Origin of the sequence: Methylobacterium sp. J-077, assembly GCF_022829365.1 — a bacterium.
Classification (GTDB): Bacteria; Pseudomonadota; Alphaproteobacteria; order Rhizobiales; family Beijerinckiaceae; genus Methylobacterium.
In genome coordinates this window covers 1-17,508 of sequence record NZ_JAKSYJ010000120.1, presented here as the reverse complement: position 1 = coordinate 17,508, position 17,508 = coordinate 1, and the positions used below count along the sequence as shown (strand labels likewise).

General features: G+C 69.5%; 21 protein-coding genes and 1 pseudogene. 4 read left to right on the top strand and 18 right to left on the bottom strand.

Going from position 1 to position 17,508, the window contains the following annotated elements; translation table 11 throughout:
* The coding region (locus tag MKL11_RS14945; RefSeq protein ID WP_243920259.1) for a GTP-binding protein at positions 1–141 on the bottom strand (141 nt) is incomplete at its 3' end.
* Positions 142–450: 309 nt separating this feature from the next.
* Here MKL11_RS14945 and MKL11_RS14940 point away from each other — a divergent pair.
* Positions 451–1,314 (top strand): outer membrane protein, encoded by an 864-nt coding sequence (locus tag MKL11_RS14940; protein WP_243944742.1) that lies wholly within the window; start codon positions 451–453, stop codon positions 1,312–1,314.
* Positions 1,315–1,465: 151 nt separating this feature from the next.
* On the opposite strand, the gene phnN is transcribed toward MKL11_RS14940, so the two are convergent.
* The 8 genes and pseudogenes from phnN to phnG all read right to left on the bottom strand — a co-directional run bounded on the left by phnN (position 1,466) and on the right by phnG (position 7,883).
* A complete protein-coding gene (gene phnN, locus MKL11_RS14935) occupies positions 1,466–1,996 on the bottom strand; it encodes a phosphonate metabolism protein/1,5-bisphosphokinase (PRPP-forming) PhnN (RefSeq protein WP_243944741.1) in 531 nt (176 codons plus the stop codon).
* Positions 1,996–3,132, bottom strand: coding sequence for an alpha-D-ribose 1-methylphosphonate 5-triphosphate diphosphatase (locus MKL11_RS14930; protein ID WP_243944740.1), 1,137 nt, complete (start codon positions 3,130–3,132; stop codon positions 1,996–1,998). The genes phnN and MKL11_RS14930 overlap by 1 nt, the downstream gene beginning before the upstream one ends.
* A gap of 111 nt (positions 3,133–3,243) precedes the next feature.
* A complete protein-coding gene (phnL, locus tag MKL11_RS14925) occupies positions 3,244–3,948 on the bottom strand; it encodes a phosphonate C-P lyase system protein PhnL (RefSeq protein WP_243944739.1) in 705 nt (234 codons plus the stop codon).
* Positions 3,945–4,718 carry a phosphonate C-P lyase system protein PhnK gene (phnK, locus tag MKL11_RS14920; RefSeq protein WP_243944738.1) on the bottom strand — a complete coding sequence of 258 codons (774 nt, stop codon included), beginning with the start codon at positions 4,716–4,718 and terminating at the stop codon, positions 3,945–3,947. The genes phnL and phnK overlap by 4 nt, the downstream gene beginning before the upstream one ends.
* Positions 4,715–5,548, bottom strand: a pseudogene (locus MKL11_RS14915) (alpha-D-ribose 1-methylphosphonate 5-phosphate C-P-lyase PhnJ); the annotation flags it as partial. The gene phnK and the pseudogene MKL11_RS14915, both read right to left, overlap by 4 nt.
* 173 nt (positions 5,549–5,721) lie before the next feature.
* Positions 5,722–6,822, bottom strand: coding sequence for a carbon-phosphorus lyase complex subunit PhnI (locus tag MKL11_RS14910; RefSeq protein ID WP_243944736.1), 1,101 nt, complete (start codon positions 6,820–6,822; stop codon positions 5,722–5,724).
* Positions 6,823–6,825: 3 nt separating this feature from the next.
* Positions 6,826–7,413, bottom strand: a complete 588-nt coding sequence (gene phnH, locus MKL11_RS14905) for a phosphonate C-P lyase system protein PhnH (RefSeq protein WP_243944735.1) — start codon at positions 7,411–7,413, stop codon at positions 6,826–6,828.
* Positions 7,414–7,415: 2 nt separating this feature from the next.
* A complete protein-coding gene (gene phnG, locus MKL11_RS14900; protein WP_243944734.1) occupies positions 7,416–7,883 on the bottom strand; it encodes a phosphonate C-P lyase system protein PhnG in 468 nt (155 codons plus the stop codon).
* Between the two features lie 79 nt (positions 7,884–7,962).
* Between phnG and phnF the strand changes: the two genes are divergently transcribed.
* Entirely contained in the window at positions 7,963–8,706 is a 744-nt protein-coding gene (gene phnF / locus MKL11_RS14895; RefSeq protein ID WP_243944733.1) for a phosphonate metabolism transcriptional regulator PhnF, read from the top strand.
* Positions 8,707–8,712: 6 nt separating this feature from the next.
* Here phnF and phnE (MKL11_RS14890) read toward each other — a convergent pair whose 3' ends face one another.
* From phnE (MKL11_RS14890) to MKL11_RS14865, 6 genes are all read right to left on the bottom strand, one after another.
* Positions 8,713–9,579 (bottom strand): phosphonate ABC transporter, permease protein PhnE, encoded by an 867-nt coding sequence (gene phnE / locus MKL11_RS14890; RefSeq protein ID WP_243944732.1) that lies wholly within the window; start codon positions 9,577–9,579, stop codon positions 8,713–8,715.
* Entirely contained in the window at positions 9,576–10,466 is an 891-nt protein-coding gene (gene phnE, locus MKL11_RS14885; protein ID WP_243944731.1) for a phosphonate ABC transporter, permease protein PhnE, read from the bottom strand. The genes phnE (MKL11_RS14890) and phnE (MKL11_RS14885) overlap by 4 nt, the downstream gene beginning before the upstream one ends.
* A 7-nt stretch (positions 10,467–10,473) precedes the next feature.
* The gene (gene phnD, locus MKL11_RS14880) at positions 10,474–11,400 is read right to left on the bottom strand and encodes a phosphonate ABC transporter substrate-binding protein (RefSeq protein ID WP_243944730.1); all 927 of its coding nucleotides are present in this window, start codon (positions 11,398–11,400) and stop codon (positions 10,474–10,476) included.
* A gap of 135 nt (positions 11,401–11,535) precedes the next feature.
* Positions 11,536–12,465: a phosphonate ABC transporter substrate-binding protein gene (gene phnD, locus MKL11_RS14875; RefSeq protein ID WP_243944729.1), complete on the bottom strand. Its 930-nt coding sequence runs from the start codon at positions 12,463–12,465 to the stop codon at positions 11,536–11,538.
* A gap of 122 nt (positions 12,466–12,587) precedes the next feature.
* Entirely contained in the window at positions 12,588–13,436 is an 849-nt protein-coding gene (phnC, locus tag MKL11_RS14870; RefSeq protein WP_243944728.1) for a phosphonate ABC transporter ATP-binding protein, read from the bottom strand.
* A 198-nt stretch (positions 13,437–13,634) separates the two neighbouring features.
* Entirely contained in the window at positions 13,635–13,988 is a 354-nt protein-coding gene (locus tag MKL11_RS14865) for a winged helix-turn-helix transcriptional regulator (RefSeq protein WP_243944727.1), read from the bottom strand.
* 106 nt (positions 13,989–14,094) lie between these two features.
* On the opposite strand from MKL11_RS14865, the gene MKL11_RS14860 reads away from it, so the two are divergent.
* On the top strand, positions 14,095–14,334 hold the full coding sequence (locus MKL11_RS14860) for a hypothetical protein (RefSeq protein WP_243944726.1): 240 nt from the start codon (positions 14,095–14,097) through the stop codon (positions 14,332–14,334).
* Positions 14,335–14,355: 21 nt separating this feature from the next.
* A complete protein-coding gene (locus tag MKL11_RS14855) occupies positions 14,356–14,529 on the top strand; it encodes a nuclear transport factor 2 family protein (RefSeq protein ID WP_243944725.1) in 174 nt (57 codons plus the stop codon).
* 200 nt (positions 14,530–14,729) lie between these two features.
* Here MKL11_RS14855 and MKL11_RS14850 read toward each other — a convergent pair whose 3' ends face one another.
* From MKL11_RS14850 to MKL11_RS14840, 3 genes are read right to left on the bottom strand one after another with little or no spacing between them, the layout of a single operon-like run.
* A complete protein-coding gene (locus MKL11_RS14850; protein ID WP_243944724.1) occupies positions 14,730–15,362 on the bottom strand; it encodes a chloramphenicol acetyltransferase in 633 nt (210 codons plus the stop codon).
* Positions 15,355–16,041, bottom strand: coding sequence for a DUF1045 domain-containing protein (locus MKL11_RS14845; RefSeq protein WP_243944723.1), 687 nt, complete (start codon positions 16,039–16,041; stop codon positions 15,355–15,357). Before MKL11_RS14845 ends, MKL11_RS14850 begins: the two co-directional genes overlap by 8 nt.
* 24 nt (positions 16,042–16,065) lie before the next feature.
* On the bottom strand, positions 16,066–17,214 hold the full coding sequence (locus MKL11_RS14840; RefSeq protein WP_243944722.1) for a ceramide glucosyltransferase: 1,149 nt from the start codon (positions 17,212–17,214) through the stop codon (positions 16,066–16,068).
* Positions 17,215–17,508: the final 294 nt, after the last annotated feature.

Below are 17,508 nucleotides of genomic sequence, written 5' to 3'. Positions count from 1 at the left end.
GTAGGCCGTGAACGTCGCACCGCCCGTCTCCGCCAGGACCTTCGTGATCGCCGCCGTCAGCGACGTCTTGCCGTGGTCCACGTGACCGATCGTGCCGATGTTGCAGTGCGGCTTGGTGCGAGCGAACTTTTCCTTGCCCATGATTCCCATTCCTGCGGCGGGGACCACGCTGTTCCCCGAATCCTGGTCGGCCGCCCCGAACGCGGGTGGGGGCGAAAAACGCGGTCCGCTTAGAGGGTCGGCCGCCTGCGATCAAGGTCCAGCGCCCGGAACGCCTCCGGCGCGGCGCGTCCTGTCAAGCACCGGACGGCCTCGCTCGACTGCACGGATATTGGTCCCCGGCGATTCCGATGGACACTTTCGAGACACAGTGTGGCTTGCAGGGCATAGCGAAGCCGACGCGGCCGAGCTTAAGTGGGGACAACCACTGGTCACTTAGGTCCCGCGAACATGATGAAGAAGTTGCTCCTCGCCAGCGCCGCGACGGCCCTGGTCTCGACGGCCGCGTTCGCCGCGGACCTGCCGCGCCGCGCCGCGCCGCCACCGATCTTCACCCCGGTGCCGGTCTTCACCTGGACGGGCTTCTACGCGGGTCTCGAGTCGGCCTACACCTTCACCGATCGTGAGCGCATCACCACGGCCGGCGTCCTGCCGGGCAACGCTACCAACGTGGCGCTCGGCCGCCGCCCGGCCCTGACCTCGACGTCGCAGGACGGCTTCGCCAACATCGGCGGCACCGCCGGCTACAACTATCAGTTCACCCCCGGCTCCGGCATCGTGGTCGGTATCGCCAACAGCATCGACTGGACCGACATCACCAAGAACCGGGTCGTCCTCGGCACCGGCAACGTCGCGGGCGGCCCGCCGAACATCACCCAGTTCCGCCAGAGCCTCGACTGGCTCGGCACCCTCACGGGCCGCGTCGGCTACGCGTTCGACCGGGTGCTGGTGTACGGCATGGGCGGTCTCGCCTACGGCAACGTGTTCCACGACGCGAACTTCTACACCCCCGGCGGCGCCCTGCAATTCGCCGGCCGCTACGACGACTTCAAGACCGGCTTCGCCTATGGCGGCGGCATCGAGTTCGCGATCCCGACCGACAGCTTCCTGAACACCTTCGCGGTCGGCAAGTATCTCGGCATCAAGTACGACGCCGTGACCATCAAGGCCGAGTACCTGCACTACGACCTGGGCAACCAGAGCGTGCTCGTCGCGGCGATCCCGGGCGTGGGCAACGGCTCGTACGTCTCGCGCTTCCGCACCGAGGGCAGCATCGTCCGCGCCGGCTTCAACTACAAGTTCGGCGGCTTCTAGGATCTGGCCGGACGACGCAGCCCGGGGGCGACCCTCCCGGACTGTCCTTCGAGGGTGTGTGCCGTCACCGGCGCACGCCCTTTCTCTTTGTCCTTCAACACATGTTTCGGTGTGCAGCCATCGTCTCGACGACGGTCCGGCGCGACGTGGCCTAACAGGCGCGCAGATGCGCGATCAGCCGCACCGCCGCCTCGTCCGGCGTGCCGGTGTTGAGGATGGTGAGATCGGCCCGGACCCGGGCCTCCCGGGCGAGGCGCGCGGCGAGGTCGCCGTCCTCCGGCCGGCCCCGGGCGGCGATGCGGCGCGCCAGGATCTCCGGCGGTGCCGTCACCTCGACCACGCTGACCGGCATGCCGCGTTCCCGGGCCTCCTCGACGATCCGGCGGGACACGTTGCAGACGACCACATGCCCGCCGGCGGCGAGATCGGCGGCCTGCGCCGGAATCGCGTAGCCGAGCCCATGGGCGCGCCACTGCAGGGTGAAGGCGCCGGCCGCGCAGCCGCGGTCGAAGGCATCCTCGTCGATCTCGTCGTTGTCCTCGTCGCCGGAGGGCGGCCGGGTCACGAGGCGGCGCGGAAAGACGTAGCGCGGATCGCCCGCGAGCGCCGTCCGGGCCAGCCGGATCAGCGTGTCCTTGCCGGCCCCGCTCGGGCCGACCACGAGGATCAGGCAGCCCGCCATCAGGCGACCCGCAGGCCGGCGCGCCAGACCTCGCGGACGACCGGCACCCCTTCGGCGCGCTGGACCCGAACGAGGTCGGCCCGCAGGCCGGGCTTCAGAGCGCCGCGGTCGGTCAAGCCGGTGGCGCGGGCGGGATTGGCCGTGACGGTGGCCAGCGCCTCCGGCAGCGCGATCGCGGGCGCCTGCTCGGGCAGCAGGAAGGCCGCCATCAGCAGGCTCGCCGGGACGTAATCCGACGACAGGATGTCGAGATGGCCGGCCTCGGCGAGCGCCAGGGCGGCGACGTTGCCGGAATGCGAGCCGCCGCGGATCAGGTTCGGGGCGCCCATCATCACGGTGATCCCGCGCCCGTGGGCGGCCTCGGCCGCCTCCAGGGTGGTCGGGAACTCGGCCAGCGCCACCCCCTCCCCGGCCGCGAGCGCGACATCGGCCAGGGTGGTGTCGTCGTGGCTCGCGAGCGGGATGCCCATCTCCTGCGCGAACTGGACCAGGGCCGGACGGTTGCGGCCGTTGAGCGCCTGCCCCTCTCGGATCTTGCGCTCGGTGTTGGCCCGGACCTCCTCCAGGGTGCGGCCGCCCCGCGTGGCGTAGGTGTAGTACTTCTCCATGTCCCGGAACTGGCGCTGGCCCGGGGTATGGTCCATCAGCGAGATCAGGCCGATCGGGTAGCGCGCCTTGAACTCCGCCACCGTGTCGAGCACGTCCGCCGAGGGCAATTCGCAGCGCAGATGCGTGAAATGCTCGGCCCGGAACAGGTTGCCGGTGCGCGCGGTCTCGATCGCCTCTGCGAGTTGCTTCAGCTCGGAGCCGAGGCCGCTGCCGTCGGGGTCGCTGCCGGCCCGCAGGGAATCGAACACCGTGGTGATGCCCGAGGCGGTGATCTGCGCGTCGTAGGCCAGCACGGCGCCGAGGGGATGCCAGCGGACCTTCGGCCGCGGCGCGAAGTGGCTCTCGAGATGGTCGGTATGCAGCTCGATCAGCCCGGGGATCAGGTGGTCGCCGCGAAGGTCGAGGCCGCGCTCGGGCGCGCGCCCGGTGCCGATCTCCGCGATGCGGCCGTCGCTCACGGCGAGCCAGCCGTGCTCGACCCGGTCCGGCAGGACCAGGATCGCGTTCTCGAGGATCAGGTCGCTCATCGGAACTCCTCTCCAGCATCGTCCCGAAAGGTGGCCTCCGGCTTTCGGAAAAAGACGATGGGAATCAAAAATCTAGCGCGTCGTGCCGGCCTCGATCTCCGCCACGACGCGCTAGGCTGCCCGGGCTTGCGCGAAGCGCGTCACGTCGACGATTCGGGTCGCGACAGCGTCGCGCATCTCGCTGTCGTGGAAGATGCCGAGCACGCCGGCCCCGGCGGCCAGCTTCTCGCGGACGAGTTCGGCGACCACGGCGCGGTTGCTGGCATCGAGCGACGCAGTGGGCTCGTCGAGCAACAGCAGCGGCCGGTCGGCGATCAGCCCCCGGGCGATGTTCACCCGCTGCTGCTCGCCGCCGGAGAAGGTCGCGGGCGGCAGGCTCCAGAGCCGTTCGGGCAGGTTGAGCCGGGCCAGCAGGGTCCTGGCCCGCGCGCGGGCTTCGTCCTCGGACAACCCGCCCTCGCGGCCGGCGGCCTCGACCACGTCGAGGGCCGAGACCCGGGGGATCACCCGCAGGAACTGCGACACGTAGGCGATGACCCGCGACCGCAGGGACAGCATGACCCGCGGATCGGCCCGGGCGACGTCGATCACGGTCTCCCCGTCGCGGACCCAGATCGCACCGGCATCGCAGCGATAGTTGCCGTAGGCCATCTTGAGGAGCGAGGACTTGCCCGCCCCGGAGGGGCCGCCGAGCACCACGCATTCGCCCGGCGCCACCGACAGGCTCACGCCGCCGACCACCGGGAGCACGACGCCGCCGCGCAGGTGCAGGGTGAAGCTCTTGGCGACATCCTGGAAGGTCAGAAGCGCGGTCATGCGGCGAGCACCGAGGAGACGAGGAGCTGGGTGTAGGCGTGCTCGGGGTCGTCGAGCACCCGGTCGGTCAGCCCGGTCTCGATCACCCGGCCGGCGCGCATCACGGCGATCCGGTGCGAGAGCAGGCGGGCCACCGCGAGGTCGTGGGTGACGATGATCACGGCGAGCCCGAGTTCGGCCGAGAGCCGCCGGATCAGGTCGAGGAGCCGGGCCTGGACCGAGACGTCGAGGCCCGAGGTCGGCTCGTCCATCAGCACGAGGCGCGGGCCGGTGACGAGGTTGCGGGCGATCTGCAGGCGCTGGCGCATGCCGCCCGAGAACTGGCTCGGCGGGTCGTCCACCCGGCCGGCCTCGATCTCGACCCGCCCGAGCCAGTCGAGGGCCTGACCGCGGATCCGGCCGTAATGGCGCTCGCCCATGCCCATCAGCCGCTCGCCGACATTGCCGCCGGCCGAGACCGCCATGCGCAGGCCCTGGCGGGCATCCTGCCGGACGAAGCCCCAATCGGTGCGCATCAGCCGGCGCAGCTCGGCGGGGCCGAGATCGGCGAGGTCGCGGCTTCGGCCGTCGCGCATCCGGTAGCGGACGCAGCCGGAATCCGGCGCCAATTCCCCTGCCAGCAGCGACAGGAGCGTCGACTTCCCCGAGCCCGATTCACCCACGATGGCGAGCACCTCGCCCTCGGTGACGTCGAGATCGACCCCGGCGCAGGCGAGCCGGCTGCCGTAGGCCTTGGTCAGGTTCTCGGCGGAGAGGAGTGGCGTGCTCATCGGGCGGCCTCCGCGACGCGGGTCTCGCAGATGTCGGTGTCCGAGCAGACGTACATCCGGCCGCCCGAATCGTCGGTGACGACCTCGTCGAGATAGTGGCCGCTTGCGCCGCACAGCGCGCAGGGCTCGGTGAATTCCTGCACCCGGAACGGATGGTCCTCGAAGTCGAGGCTGCGCACCGACGTGTAGGGCGGCACCGCGTAGATGCGCCGCTCTCGGCCGGCCCCGAACAGTTGGAGCGCCGGGCTCTGGTCCATCTTGGGGTTGTCGAATTTCGGGGTCGGCGACGGGTCCATCACGTAGCGGCCGGCGACCTCCACCGGGTAGGCGTAGGTGGTGGCGATGTGCCCGTGGCGGCTGATATCCTCGTAGAGCTTGACGTGCATGGCCCCGTACTCGGCGAGCGCGTGGAGCTGGCGCGTCTCGGTCTCGCGCGGTTCGAGGAAGCGCAGGGGCTCCGGGATCGGCACTTGGTAGACGAGGATCTGGCCCTCCCGCAGCGGCGTCTCCGGGATGCGGTGGCGGGTCTGGATGATCGTCGCCGCGGTGGTCCGGGTGGTGGTGGCGATCCCGGAGGTGCGGGCGAAGAAGCGCCGGATCGAGACCGCGTTGGTGGTGTCGTCGGCGCCCTGGTCGATCACCTTGAGCACGTCGGCCCGGCCCAGGATCGCCGCCGTGACCTGCACGCCGCCGGTCCCCCAGCCGTAGGGCATCGGCATCTCCCGGGAGGCGAACGGCACCTGATAGCCCGGCACCGCGATCGCCTTGAGGATGGCCCTGCGGATCATCCGCTTCGTGCCCTCATCGAGATAGGCGAAATTGTAGCCGGCTTCGCCAGCCTCCGACGCACCGGGCGCCCTCTCCCGTTCGGGAGAGGGTTGGGGTGAGGGATCAGGTCTTTCCGGATACGGCGCATCCCTCACCCTGTCCCTCTCCCGCACGGGAGAGGGGACCTGCGCTCCATCCGGAGCGCCGCCGTCACGCGGAAGCATACCCATCGCGCTCACTCGGCCGCCTCCTGCATGCTGTCTGAGTCTCGAAAAAACTCGGCGCGCAGGCGCCGGACCAGCTCCAGCTCCGCCTGGAAGTCGACGTAATGCGGCAGCTTCAGGTGCTCGACGAAGCCGGTGGCCTGGAGGCTGTCGCAATGGGCGAGCACGAATTCCTGGTCCTGGGCCGGGCTCGCCACCGGCTCGCCGAGTTCTTCCGCCCGGAGCGCCCGGTCGACCAGGGCCATGGCCATGGCCTTGCGCTCGCTCTGCCCGAAGGTGAGCCCGTAGCCCCGGGTGAACTGCGGCGGCGCCGCGCCCGAACCCTTGAACTGGTTGACCATCTGGCACTCGGTGAGCCGGATCCGGCCGAGCGGCACAGGGAAACCCAGCTCCTCGGGCACGAATGTCACCGCCACCTCGCCGACCCGGATCTCGCCGACGAACGGGTGGGTGCGGCCGTAACCGCGCTGCGTCGAGTAGCCGAGGCCGAGCACGAAGCCTTCGTCGCCCCGGGCCAGGGCCTGGAGGCGCAAGGCCCGGTCGGCGGGGTAATCCACCGGCTCCCGGGTGAGGTCGCCCACGGGGGCGCCGTCATCCGGGGGTGAGGGCTCGATCAGGCCGTCCTGGGCCAGCAGGTCGGTGACCCGCGGGCAGGTGCCGGCATCGTCGCGGGGCTCGGCCTCGGCGGCGGGCTCGACCGCGCCCTCGGCAGCGAGCGCGAAATCGATCAGCCGGTGGGTGTAGTCGAAGGTCGGCCCGAGCACCTGGCCGCCGGGCAGGTCCTTGAAGGTCGCCGAGACCCGGCGGGCCACCGCCATGGCGCCGGTATCGACGGGGGCGGAGGCGCCGAAGCGCGGCAAGGTCGTCCGGTAGGCGCGGACCAGAAACACCGCCTCGACCACGTCGCCGCGGGCCTGCTTGAGGGCGAGCGCGGCGAGATCGGGATCATAGAGCGAGCCCTCGGCCATCACCCGGTCGACCAGGAGCGCCATCTGCTCGCGGATCTGCGCGACGGTGAGCTCCGGCACGGCCGGATCGCCCCGGCGGGCCTCGGCGAGCAGCCGGTGCGCGTTGTCGATGGCGGCCTCACCGCCCTTCACGGCCACATACATCGGTCAACCCTCCGTGACGGCGGTGGAGCGCGGGAGCCCGGCGACGCGGCCGGGGGCGGTGAGGATCAGGTCGACGCCCAGCGGGAAGCCCGCCCGGTTCTCGGCGAGCTGCGCGACGAAGCTGTCCGGCAGGGGGGAGAGCGCGATCCGCGCCGTGCCGTCGATGCCGGGGCCGATGAGGCGCAGCCCCGCTTCGCTCGCGATCGCGTCGAGGGCGAGCACCAGGGTGGTCGATGTGTCGGGATAGGCCGGCGTGCCCTGCGCGAACCGGGCGAGCGGCGGGCAGCGCGCGGGATCGCGGATGAGCGCGAAGGCCGCCCGGGCCGGGTCCTCGGTGAGCGGCGCCCCGGTGTGGAAGCGCAGATAGGCGGCGACTTCGGACGAGGCCGCGAGATCGGCATCGAGCCAGACCGGCGTGTCGGCATCGGTGAGCGCCAAAGCGATGGCGGCGAGTTCCGGGGTCAGCGGCGCCGGAGGGTTCGGCCCGGCGTCGAGGCGCTGGGGCAGGCCGGGGCGGGCGAGCGCGTCCATCACGGCGCGGAACGTGCCCTGCGCGTCATGGACCGGATCGGCGAAGCCGGGTGCGAGCATGGTCAATCCTCCCCGCGTGCGACGGTCAGAAACTCGACGCGGGTGGCAGCGGTGCGCCGCGCCGCCTGCCGACGGGCGGCCTCGGCCTTCTCGGCGGCAGATCGCAGCGCCGCCTCGACTCGGGCGCGCCGGGCCGGATCCTGCCAGAGAGCGTCGAGGGTGGCGGCGAGGCGCGCCTTCGTGCGGTCGCGGCCGAGATGGTAGGCGAAGCCGGTGGCGCCGTCCGGCAGCCGGATCGCCGCCCGGGTCACGCTCACCTCACCGAGGTTGAACGGCCGCCCGTCGCCGCCGATCCGGCCGGTGGCCATCACCAGCCCGGTCTCCGGCGGGCGCAGATCCTCGGCGTTCGGCGCCGCGAGCGCCTGCAAGGCGGCGTCGAGATCGTCTCGGCTCGCATCGGCGCAGAGCGCCATCACGACCTGCCGTGCGGCGATCTCCTCGGGTCCTGGATGAAGCGGGCTCGTCGCCATCGCGAATCCCTCTGTCGAGCTGTTGTCTAGTCGTGTAGACAACTAGCGTGCCGGGCGCAAATGAAGTTTGGATGACAGGATGGATGCACAGGAGCAGGCGCCCGGCCTCGTCCGGGGCGAGGGGCTGACGGCGTGGCGGCAGATCGCCGACGCCCTGACGGCCGATATCGCGGCCGGGCGTTACGCGCCGGGCCAGCAGATGCCGACCGAGGCGGCGCTGGCCGCGCGCTTCGCCGTCAACCGGCACACGGTACGGCGGGCGCTCGCCGCCTTGGCGGAGGGCGGCCTCGTGCGCGCCAGCCAGGGACGCGGCACCTTCGTGGAGGAGGCGCCGCTGGCCTACCCGATCGGTCCGCGCACCCGCTTCTCCGAGATCGTCACCGGGGCGGGGCGCGAAGCCTGGGGCGACCTGCTCGCCTCCGCCATCGTCCCGGCCGGACCCAAGCAGGCGGCGGCGCTGACGATCGAGCCCGGCGCGCCCATCCTCGAACTGCTGACGATCCACCGGGCGGACGATGCCCCGATCTCGACCGCGCAGACCTGGCTGCCCCTGCCCCGCTTCTCCGATTTCGCTGCGGCCTATGCCGAGCGCGGCTCGATCACCCGGGCGTTCGCGGCCTGCGGTGTCCACGACTACACCCGGCTCTCGACGCGGATCCGCGCCCGGCCGGCCGACGCCCAGGAGGCCGAGCGCCTCGACATCGCCCCCGGGCGGGTGGTCATGGTGGTGTCGAGCGTCAACATCGACTCCGCTGGCGTGCCGATCCAGGCGAACCGCACCCTGTTCGCCGCCGACCGGGTCGAGCTGGTGATCGGCGGCTGAAGCCGGTCAGCGCGCCGCCGGCCCGATGACGGCCCGGCGCAGGCGGGTCGAGACCCAGTCGATCGCCGACACGGTCGCGAGGATCATCAGCACCAGGAAGGCGACCTGCTTCAGCTCCAGCACGCGGATCAGTTCGGTGAGGTACTGGCCGATGCCGCCCGCCCCGACGATGCCGATGATCGTGGCCGAGCGGGTGTTCGATTCGAAGAAGTACAGCACCTGGCTCGCCAGAACCGGCAGTACCCCGGGGATCAACCCGAAGCGGATGCGGTGCAGGGCCGAGCCGCCCGAGGCGACGACGCCCTCGCCCGGCCGCCGGTCGCAGGTCTCGATCGCCTCTGAGAACAGCTTGCCGAACGCCCCGAAATCCGAGCACGCGATGGCAAGCATGCCCGCGAAGGGGCCGAGGCCGACGACGTTGATCCAGATCAGCGCCCAGATCAGCACGTCGACCGAGCGCATCACGTCGAGGCCCCGACGCACGGCAAAATGCGCGAACGGGTTGGGCACGACGTTGCGGGCGGCGAGCAACGCCACCGGGAAGGCCAGGATCGCCGCCGTCAGGGTACCCAGGAAGGCGATGCCCAGGGTCTCGCCGAGCGCGTGCAGGAAGGTCCAGAACTGGCCTTCGGGCGACGGCGGCAGCATTAGCACCGCGAAGGAGCCGAGTCGTCCGAGCCCGTGGAGGATCCGCGTCACCGAGAAATCGAGGCGCCAATAGCCGAAAGCCGAGATTCCGAGGAGGAGCCCGATCGTCCCGGCGAGGCGCGCCCGCGCCGCCCAGTCGACGCGGAACTGCGCCGGGTAGCGGGCGCGCAGCCGGACGAGGTCGGCCCGAGCCGTCGCCCGCAGGGTCTCGGACCGCGCACTCATCGGGCGTGCTCCGGGCCGATCAGCCGGTGGCGGACCTGCTCGGTGGCGAGGTCGATGCAGAACACAGTGAGGATGATCAGCACGAGGATCGCGCTGACATCCGCGTAGTAGAAGTTGCGGATCGCCACCAGAAACTCCTGGCCGATGCCGCCGGCGCCGACGAAGCCCATCACCCCGGCTCCGCGCACGTTGACCTCGAAACGCAGCAGCGCGTAGGAGGCGAAGTTCGACAGCACCTGGGGCAGCACGGCGAAGCGCACCATCTCGACCCAGGTGGCGCCCGAGGCCGACAGGCCCTCGACGGGCCGCATGTCGATGTTCTCGACCACCTCGGAGAACAGCTTGCCGAGCGCCCCCGTGGTGTGGATGGCGATGGCGAGCACGCCGACCATCGGCCCTAGCCCGAAGGCGATCACGAAGATCAGCGCGAATACCACCTCGGGGACGGTGCGGCAGATCTCTAGGAAGCGCTTGGCGCCGATGCGCAGCAAGCGCGACCGCGCGAGGTTGCCGGCCGCCAGGAAACTCAGGGCGAAACCCGCGAGCCCGCCAAGGAGCGTGCCGAGATAGGCCATCAGCAGTGTCTCGCCCAGTAGCGCTAGCCAATTGGGCAGGCCCCAGTACCAGGCGCGCACGTCAACGAGCGGATGTTCGAGACCGATCGGCGGCAGGATCTCTTGGATGTAGGCGGTGAACTTGCCGATGTTCGCGATGAAGACCAGTGGCCGCACTTCGGCAGCGAGCCCGGCAAGCAGCGCAAGCACCGCCACGACGGCGAAGCCCGCCAGCGTGCGGCGGCGCGTGGCCCGGGTCGCTGCCGCGTAGAGCCCGGAGAGGGCGGCGGCCCGCTCCGGCGGCAGGGGTGTCGGGCCGCGCAAGGTCTGCATCTCCGGATCAGGATTTCTTGCGCTGCTCGTCGTTAAACTTGAGCATGTCGATGATCGGCTGATAGTCCTTCAGCGTCACCGGGGTGAGACCCTGGTCCTTGCCGTCGGATAGCCGATCGAAGGCCGCCTTGTCGGCGGTCGGCAGATCGACGAAGGCCTGGCGGATCTTGGCCTTCAGGTCGTCGGGCAGGCTCGACAGCATGGCGAAGGGACCCTCCGGCAGGAAGTCGGACTTGAACACCACCCGGAAGTCCGATTGCTGCATCGGCGTGCCGTCGGACTTCTTGAGCATGCCCTTGGCGGCCATGCGGGTGACCATCGTGTCAGTCTCGGAGTTCCAAAGGTTGGCGGCGGCATCCGCCGTGCCCTGGGTAAGTGCCAGGACGGCGTTCTCGTGGCTGCCGGCATAGAAGATCTTGCCGAAGAATTTCTCCGCATCGTAGCCGGCCCGCTTGAGGAAGAAGCGTGGGGCTTGGTTGCCGGAGGTGGAATTCGGATCGACCAGAGCGAGGTTCTTGCCCTTGAGATCCTCGACCGTCTTATAGGGGCTGGTGGCCAGGACGTAGACGACCGAGTAGTAGCCCGACGCGCCGGTCTCGTGCTTCTGGTTCACAATCGGTTCGATTTTCACGCCAGTCATCACCGCCCGGGCGAAGGAGGCGGGGCCGTACCAAGCGATCTGGATGTTGCCGGCGCGCTGGCCCTCAATCACGGCGGCGTAGTCGCTGGCCACCCGCAGCTTCACTGGCACGCCGAGGGTTTTGGTCAGGTAGGCGGTGAGTGGCGCCCAGCGATCGGCGGTGCCCGAGGCGTTCTCGGCGGGGATTACGCCCAGCGTCAGCTCGGGATACTGGGCCTTCCAGCCCTGCGCAGCAACCGGCAGGCCGAGGAAGGTCAGCGCCGCGGCGGCGGCAAGGGTGCGTCGAGTGATCATCGTATGTCCTTCGTCAGTGCCAGACGCGGGAGACCAGTGGGCCATCGCAGGGTCGGGACGGTCTCGGGGCGAGGGGATGCCGCCGAGGGTTAGGGCCTTGTGCAGGGCGGCACCGCGCAGGAGGGAGAGCGCGGATCAGATGTGCTTGCGTCCTTGTTCGTTCAGCTTCAGCATCTTGATGACGAACTGATAATCCTCGAGCTTCACCGGGGTCAGATCGAGGTCCTTGCCGTCGGAGAGCCGCGCGAAGGCCGCCTTGTCGTTCTGAGGCAGATCGAAGAAGGCGTTGCGGATCTTGATCTTCAGGTCGTCCGGCAAGCTCGCCAGCACGGCGTACGGCCCTTCCGGCAGGAAGTCGGACTTGAACACCACCCGGAAATCCGATGGCTGCAGCGATGAACCGTCGGGCTTCTTCAACATGCCCTTGGTGATCATGCGCGTGACATTGCTGTCCGTCTCGGAATTCCACAGGTTGGCGGCGGCATCGACGGTGCCCTCGGTCAGAGCCAGCACGGCCTTCTCGTGGCTCCCGGCGAAAATGACTTTGCCGAAGTGCTTGTCGACGTCGAAGCCGGCCCGCTTCAGGAAGTAGCGCGGCGCCTGATTGCCGGTGGTCGAGTTCGGGTCGACCAGGGCGAGGGTCTTGCCCTTCAGGTCCGCCACGGTCTTGTACGGGCTCGAGGCCGGCACGTAGAGCACCGAGTAATAGCCCGCGAGGCCGGTCTCGTGCTTCGAGTTCACGAGCGGCTCGAGCTTCACGCCGGTCATCACGGCGCGGGCGAAGGAGGCCGGCCCGTGGAACGCGATGTGGATGCTGCCGGCCCGCTGGCCTTCGATCACAGCGGCGTAGTCGTCGACCACCCGGAGCTTCACCGGCACGCCGACCGTCCTGGTCAGATAGGCCGCCAACGGCGCGAAGCGGTCGTTGGTGCCGCTGGCATCCTCGTTGGGGACCACGGCCAGGGTCAGCTCGGGATATTTGGCCCTCCCGTCCTGGGCGACGGCAGGCAGGCCGAGGAAGGCGAGGGCTGTCGCTGCGGCGGCGAGGATGCGTCGGGTAATCATCGGGTCGTCCTTAGGTCGGAAGCGGGCGGCGGGTCGGCCGTCCGAGGCATCGGCGATTCGGCGAAGTGTTTCCCGGCCCATCGTTGTTGAAGCGGCGAGTTCCGTGCGCCGACAATCTCGGCTCAAGCCCCGGTGGCGGCCTCGCGGATGGGCTCGGCCGGCACGAGGCCAGGCAGCCCCGGCAGCGCCGCGCGCTGCTCCGCCTCGCGCTCCGCGGAATCGTCCAGCACCTCGCCGGCCTCCAGGCCGTAGAGCCGGCGCGCAACGTCCTCGGTGAGATCGAACGGGCCGCCCTCGAACACCACCCGGCCGGCGGCGAGCCCGACGAGGCGATCGCAATAGGCCCGGGCGAGGTCCAGCGAATGCAGGTTGCACAGGACCGTGATGCCGTAGCGCCGGTTCACGGCGGCCAGCGCATCCATCACCAGGCGGGTGTTGCGCGGGTCCAGGGACGCCACCGGCTCGTCGGCCAGCAGGATCTCGGGCTCCTGCACGAGCGCCCGGGCGATGGCGACGCGCTGCTGCTGGCCGCCCGACAGGCCGTCGGCCCGCTGGCCGGCGAACTCGCCCATATCGAAGCTCTCCAGGGCGGCGAGCGCCATGGCTCGGTCCTCGTCGGACCACATCCGGAGCAGGGAACGGTGGGTCGGGACGTGACTGAGGCGGCCCATCAGCACGTTGGTCATCACGTCGAGGCGGCCGACCAAGTTGAACTGCTGGAAGATCATGGCGCAGCGGGTGCGCCATTCTCGCAGGGGTCGGCCCGTCAGGCTCGTGACGTCGTGGCCGTCATAGAGGATGCGCCCGGAACTCGGGTCGGCGAGGCGGTTGATGAGCCGCAGAAGCGTCGACTTGCCGGCTCCGGACCGACCGATCACGCCAACGAAGCTGCCGCGCTCGATCTCCAGCGAAACACCGTCGACGGCCCGACGGCCGCCGTACTGACGCGTGAGATCCTCGACAACGAGCATACACATCCATCCGCTGCGGAATGGCCGCAGCTAAACTCGCGTTCCACGACGATTGGATGACGAATACAGAACAAACTCTTTAGTCGGCGCACAAAATCGGCATTTCAGCGGCCAGGGAAAACTCCCGCCCCCTGGCTTCTTCCGTCGCGGCCCCACGGTCAGGCCGGGTCGCACAGGGGCATTCCGCCAGGCGTCCGTTCATGCGGCGTTCGGCATCGATGCAACCCCATGCGTTTCACCCCATGTCTTCAGCACCATGATAACAGGCTCGAGCGTCCGGCCGCGCGAGGTCAGGCTGTATTCAACCTTAGGCGGCATTTGGGGATAGATTTTCCGATCGACGAGCCCATCGGCCTCCAAATCCCGTAGCTGGTTGGTCAGCATCCGCTGCGTGCAGGTTTGCAATACCCGTCGCAGTTCGCCGAAGCGCATCGGCCCCGAAAGCAGATGGAAGAGGATCACGCCCTTCCATTTTCCATCGATTAACTGAAGCGTCCCTTCGACCGGACATCCAGGCCCGCAATCCAGACGCGAATGACGAATGCGCGCCATAGAGGTATCCTTTCTGATACGATATGCTTTTTATGTGCGTTCTTGCGTAACGACACACAATACCTATCCTGGCTCTCGTTCAGCAAGTCGAGAAACGGGACGCTTCTTGCGTGCTGTCGGGATTCGCGTTCCGGATGCAATCGACTGCGCAAAAATGGAGGCGATAATGGGCTGCGACGCGCTGAGGATCGTACAAGACTGGTATCGGACTGGAAATCCCGATCTGTTGTCACCAGAGATCGAATGGCGCGTGCTGGAGAGCTTTCCTGCGGGTGGGATCTATCGCGGGAGGGACGCGGTCATCAATCGTTTCTTTGCATCCGTGAAAGCGCATTTCAGCGCCTAAGAAACACATCCGAAAACGTTCATGGCCGACGGCGAAACCGTCATCACGGTCGGACTTTATCGCATCCGCGGCAAGTCCGGCGTTCCTGTCGAAGCGGATTTCGCACATATTTGGACGGTGCGCGACGCATTGATCGTGGCATTCCGTCAGATTTCCGACACCGCCGCGATCAATACGCGCGCAGGAAAAGCCTGATTCCCGAATGACCTTATATTTTGACGAGCTCGTGTCGAGCCTACCCGATAAACAGAAACGTCCGACTTTCTATGGAAATGTCAGCTCCTGAAACAGATCTTGAAATCAGAGACATATTTTTAAAGCGCACCGCCGCTTTCGTATTCCGACACAAACAAGAGCAGTGAACGAGCTTCACGCATGACCAGCGTGGCGGAAAGTTACGCTCCCGCCCGGCTCGCGTACCGTTCCAGAAAGTCTTCGATCGCGAGCGCACGGATATCCGGCAGCGCCCGGCGCAGGCGCTCGTGGTCCCAATCCCACCAGGCGAGGCGCTCCAGCCGCTCGGCGATCGGTTCGGGAAAGCGGCGGCGCACCGGCCGGGCCGGATTGCCGACGACGATCGTGTAGGCCGGAACATCCCGGGTGACGATCGCGCCGGCTCCGACCACCGCGCCGCTGCCGATGGTGCGGCCGGGCAGCACCACGACCCCGTGCCCGATCCAGACGTCGTGGCCGATGGTCACCGGGCTGGCCCGGCGGCGAGCGAAGAAGGCATCCTCGTCCGCCTCCTCGGGCCAGTAGGCATGCGCCCGGTAGGTGAAGTGCGCTTGGCTCGCGCGCTCCATCGGATGGTTGCCCAGGTTGATCCGCACGCTGGCGGCGATCGAGCAGAACTTGCCGATGGTGGTGTAGATCACCTCGCCGTCCTGGGCGATATAGGAATAATCGTCGAGGACGGTCTCGGTCAGGCGCGTGCGCGCGCCGATCTCGGTGTAGCGGCCGAGATGGCAATCGACGATCCGGGCGCTCGGATCGATTGCGGGGTTGAGGCCGAGATGCCGCTCAGCCATGGGCGGCCCCGAACGGCAGGCGCGCCCGGAGCCGGAACGGCTCGGCCCCGTCCTGGGACAGGAGGCAGACGGCGTCGATCACCACGGGCTCCGGCCCGGAGGCCGCGTAGGCTTCGGTGAGGCGGTCGAGCCAGGCGGCGCGGTCGGGTTCCGGCAGGGCGTCGGTCAGCGTCATGTGGAACCGGAAGGCTTCGAAGACATACGGGTAGCCCCAGCGGGCCAGCAGCGCGCGGCCGCGCGGATCCAGGCGTTCCGGGCGGCGCTTGGCACGCTCGGCCTCCGAGAGCGGCGCCCGCAGTGGGTCGAGGGCGGCGACGCATTCTGCGGCCAACAGGCCGAGTTCCGGCGGCGGGCTTTCGGACACCAGGGCGAGGAACGGCCCGAGCGCGGCAACACGCAGCGGGCCGAGTGCCACCGGCGGGTGCCCGGCCGCGAGATCCCGGACCGTCGCGAGAAGGTCGGCCTCCTCGGCCGCCGGCGCGAGGCGCATCGGCGCCTTGAGGGTCGCGTGGAAGCCGTAGGCCCGGGCGCCAGCCGTGACGGCGGCGAGATCACTGAGCCCGTCCGGATACGGAACCGGGGCGCCGGTGGCGTTGTCGTAGCCGAGCACGGCGTTGCCGAAGGCCGCCAGCCCCGAACCGGGTTCGGGGAGCCAGTAGAGGGCGTAGCGCCGCGTCATGTCCCGACCTCCGGCCCCACCCGGTCACGCCGTCGGCGCGCAGGCGCGATCGACGCTCGCCCGGCGCGGGCGCACATCCATGGCGTTGCCGCGCCACACGATGGCGCTCTGCACCCAGGCGCCCAGCCAGATCGCCGGGAGAGGGGCGTCCCGCACCAGGAAGGCGGCCAGCATCCGCGGCCCGCGATGCCAGCCCGCGCGAACCGCGAGCCGGTACTCGGCGCCATAGCACAACCCGACGAGGCCGACAGCGCCCACCAGCCCGGCGAGACTGCCGGCCCAAAGCGCCAGGAGGAGCGCCGGCAGCAGGACGCCGCTGCCGATCTCCGGGGCGAAGAACAGCGGGAAGGTCACGCGCCGCAGTCGGGCCCAGCGGAGTTGCCGCGCCCAGACTTCGCGGAAGCCGCGCGGCCCCAGCGGCTGCTCGAACGGGCTCGCCACCAAGTGGACGCGCTTGCCGGCGGCCCGCACCAGCTTGGTGGCCGCGGCGTCCTCGGCGATCTCGGAGGCCAGCGCCTGCAGGCCGCCCCGGGCCTCGAGGAACGGTTTGTGCCAGAGCATGCTCTTGCCCTGCGCGAAACCCAGGCCGAACGCCTCGGCGGCGTATTGCCAACGCGCCTGCAGGGTGTTGAGGAAAGCGCATTCGACCTCGGCCATGAAGCTGCCCGGCCGGGCGCCCGCCGGGGTCGAGCAGACCAGGCCGGTATCCTCCCGCCAGGCTGCCTGCAACCGCTGGAGGTAGTCCGGCGGCATCGCCACGTTGGAATCGGCGAGCACGACCCAGTCGTGCGCAGCGGCGCGCCAGCCGCGCAGGCAGTTGTTGAGCTTCGGGTTGTCGCTGACGCGCTCGTCGCCCAGGATCAGCCGGGCCGGCACCTGCGGGTGGTCGGCGATCAGCCGCTGCACCCGCGGCACGATCGGATCGGCCGGGTCGGCCACGCAGAAGATCAGCTCGTAGGCCGGATAGGCGAGATGGAAGCTGCGGGCCAGCATCTCGTCGCTGAACGCCTCGATCCCGTGGAGCGGACGGACCAGGGAGACCGGGGCACCGGCCGGGAAGGCGGACGCGCCATGGACGTGGCCGATGCGCCGGCCGGCGATCACGAGGCTGGCGATCTGGACGAGGGCCAGGAGTGCACCGAGGGACAGGGCCGGCACCGTGGGGTCAATCATGCGGATCCCTCGTGTACGCGCGTGATCGGCCCGGCTCACCGGCAAGCGCGCGTGGCATCAACGACTTAGAGCCGCACCTGGTTGGGCGCGGCTCTAGCGGCCGGACGGCGTCAGTCGTGTGACAGCCCCCGGGCCGCCGCGGCGACCCGGATTGCCCCCGTTCAGAACCGGAGGGTGAGGTTGCCCTTGACGGCCTGGTCCTGCGCCCGGGCCCCGACCTGGCCGGTATAGGCCACGCCGAGCGTCGCGTTCGGCGCCACCCGCAGGTCGAGCCCCGCCTGCGCCACCAGCGCG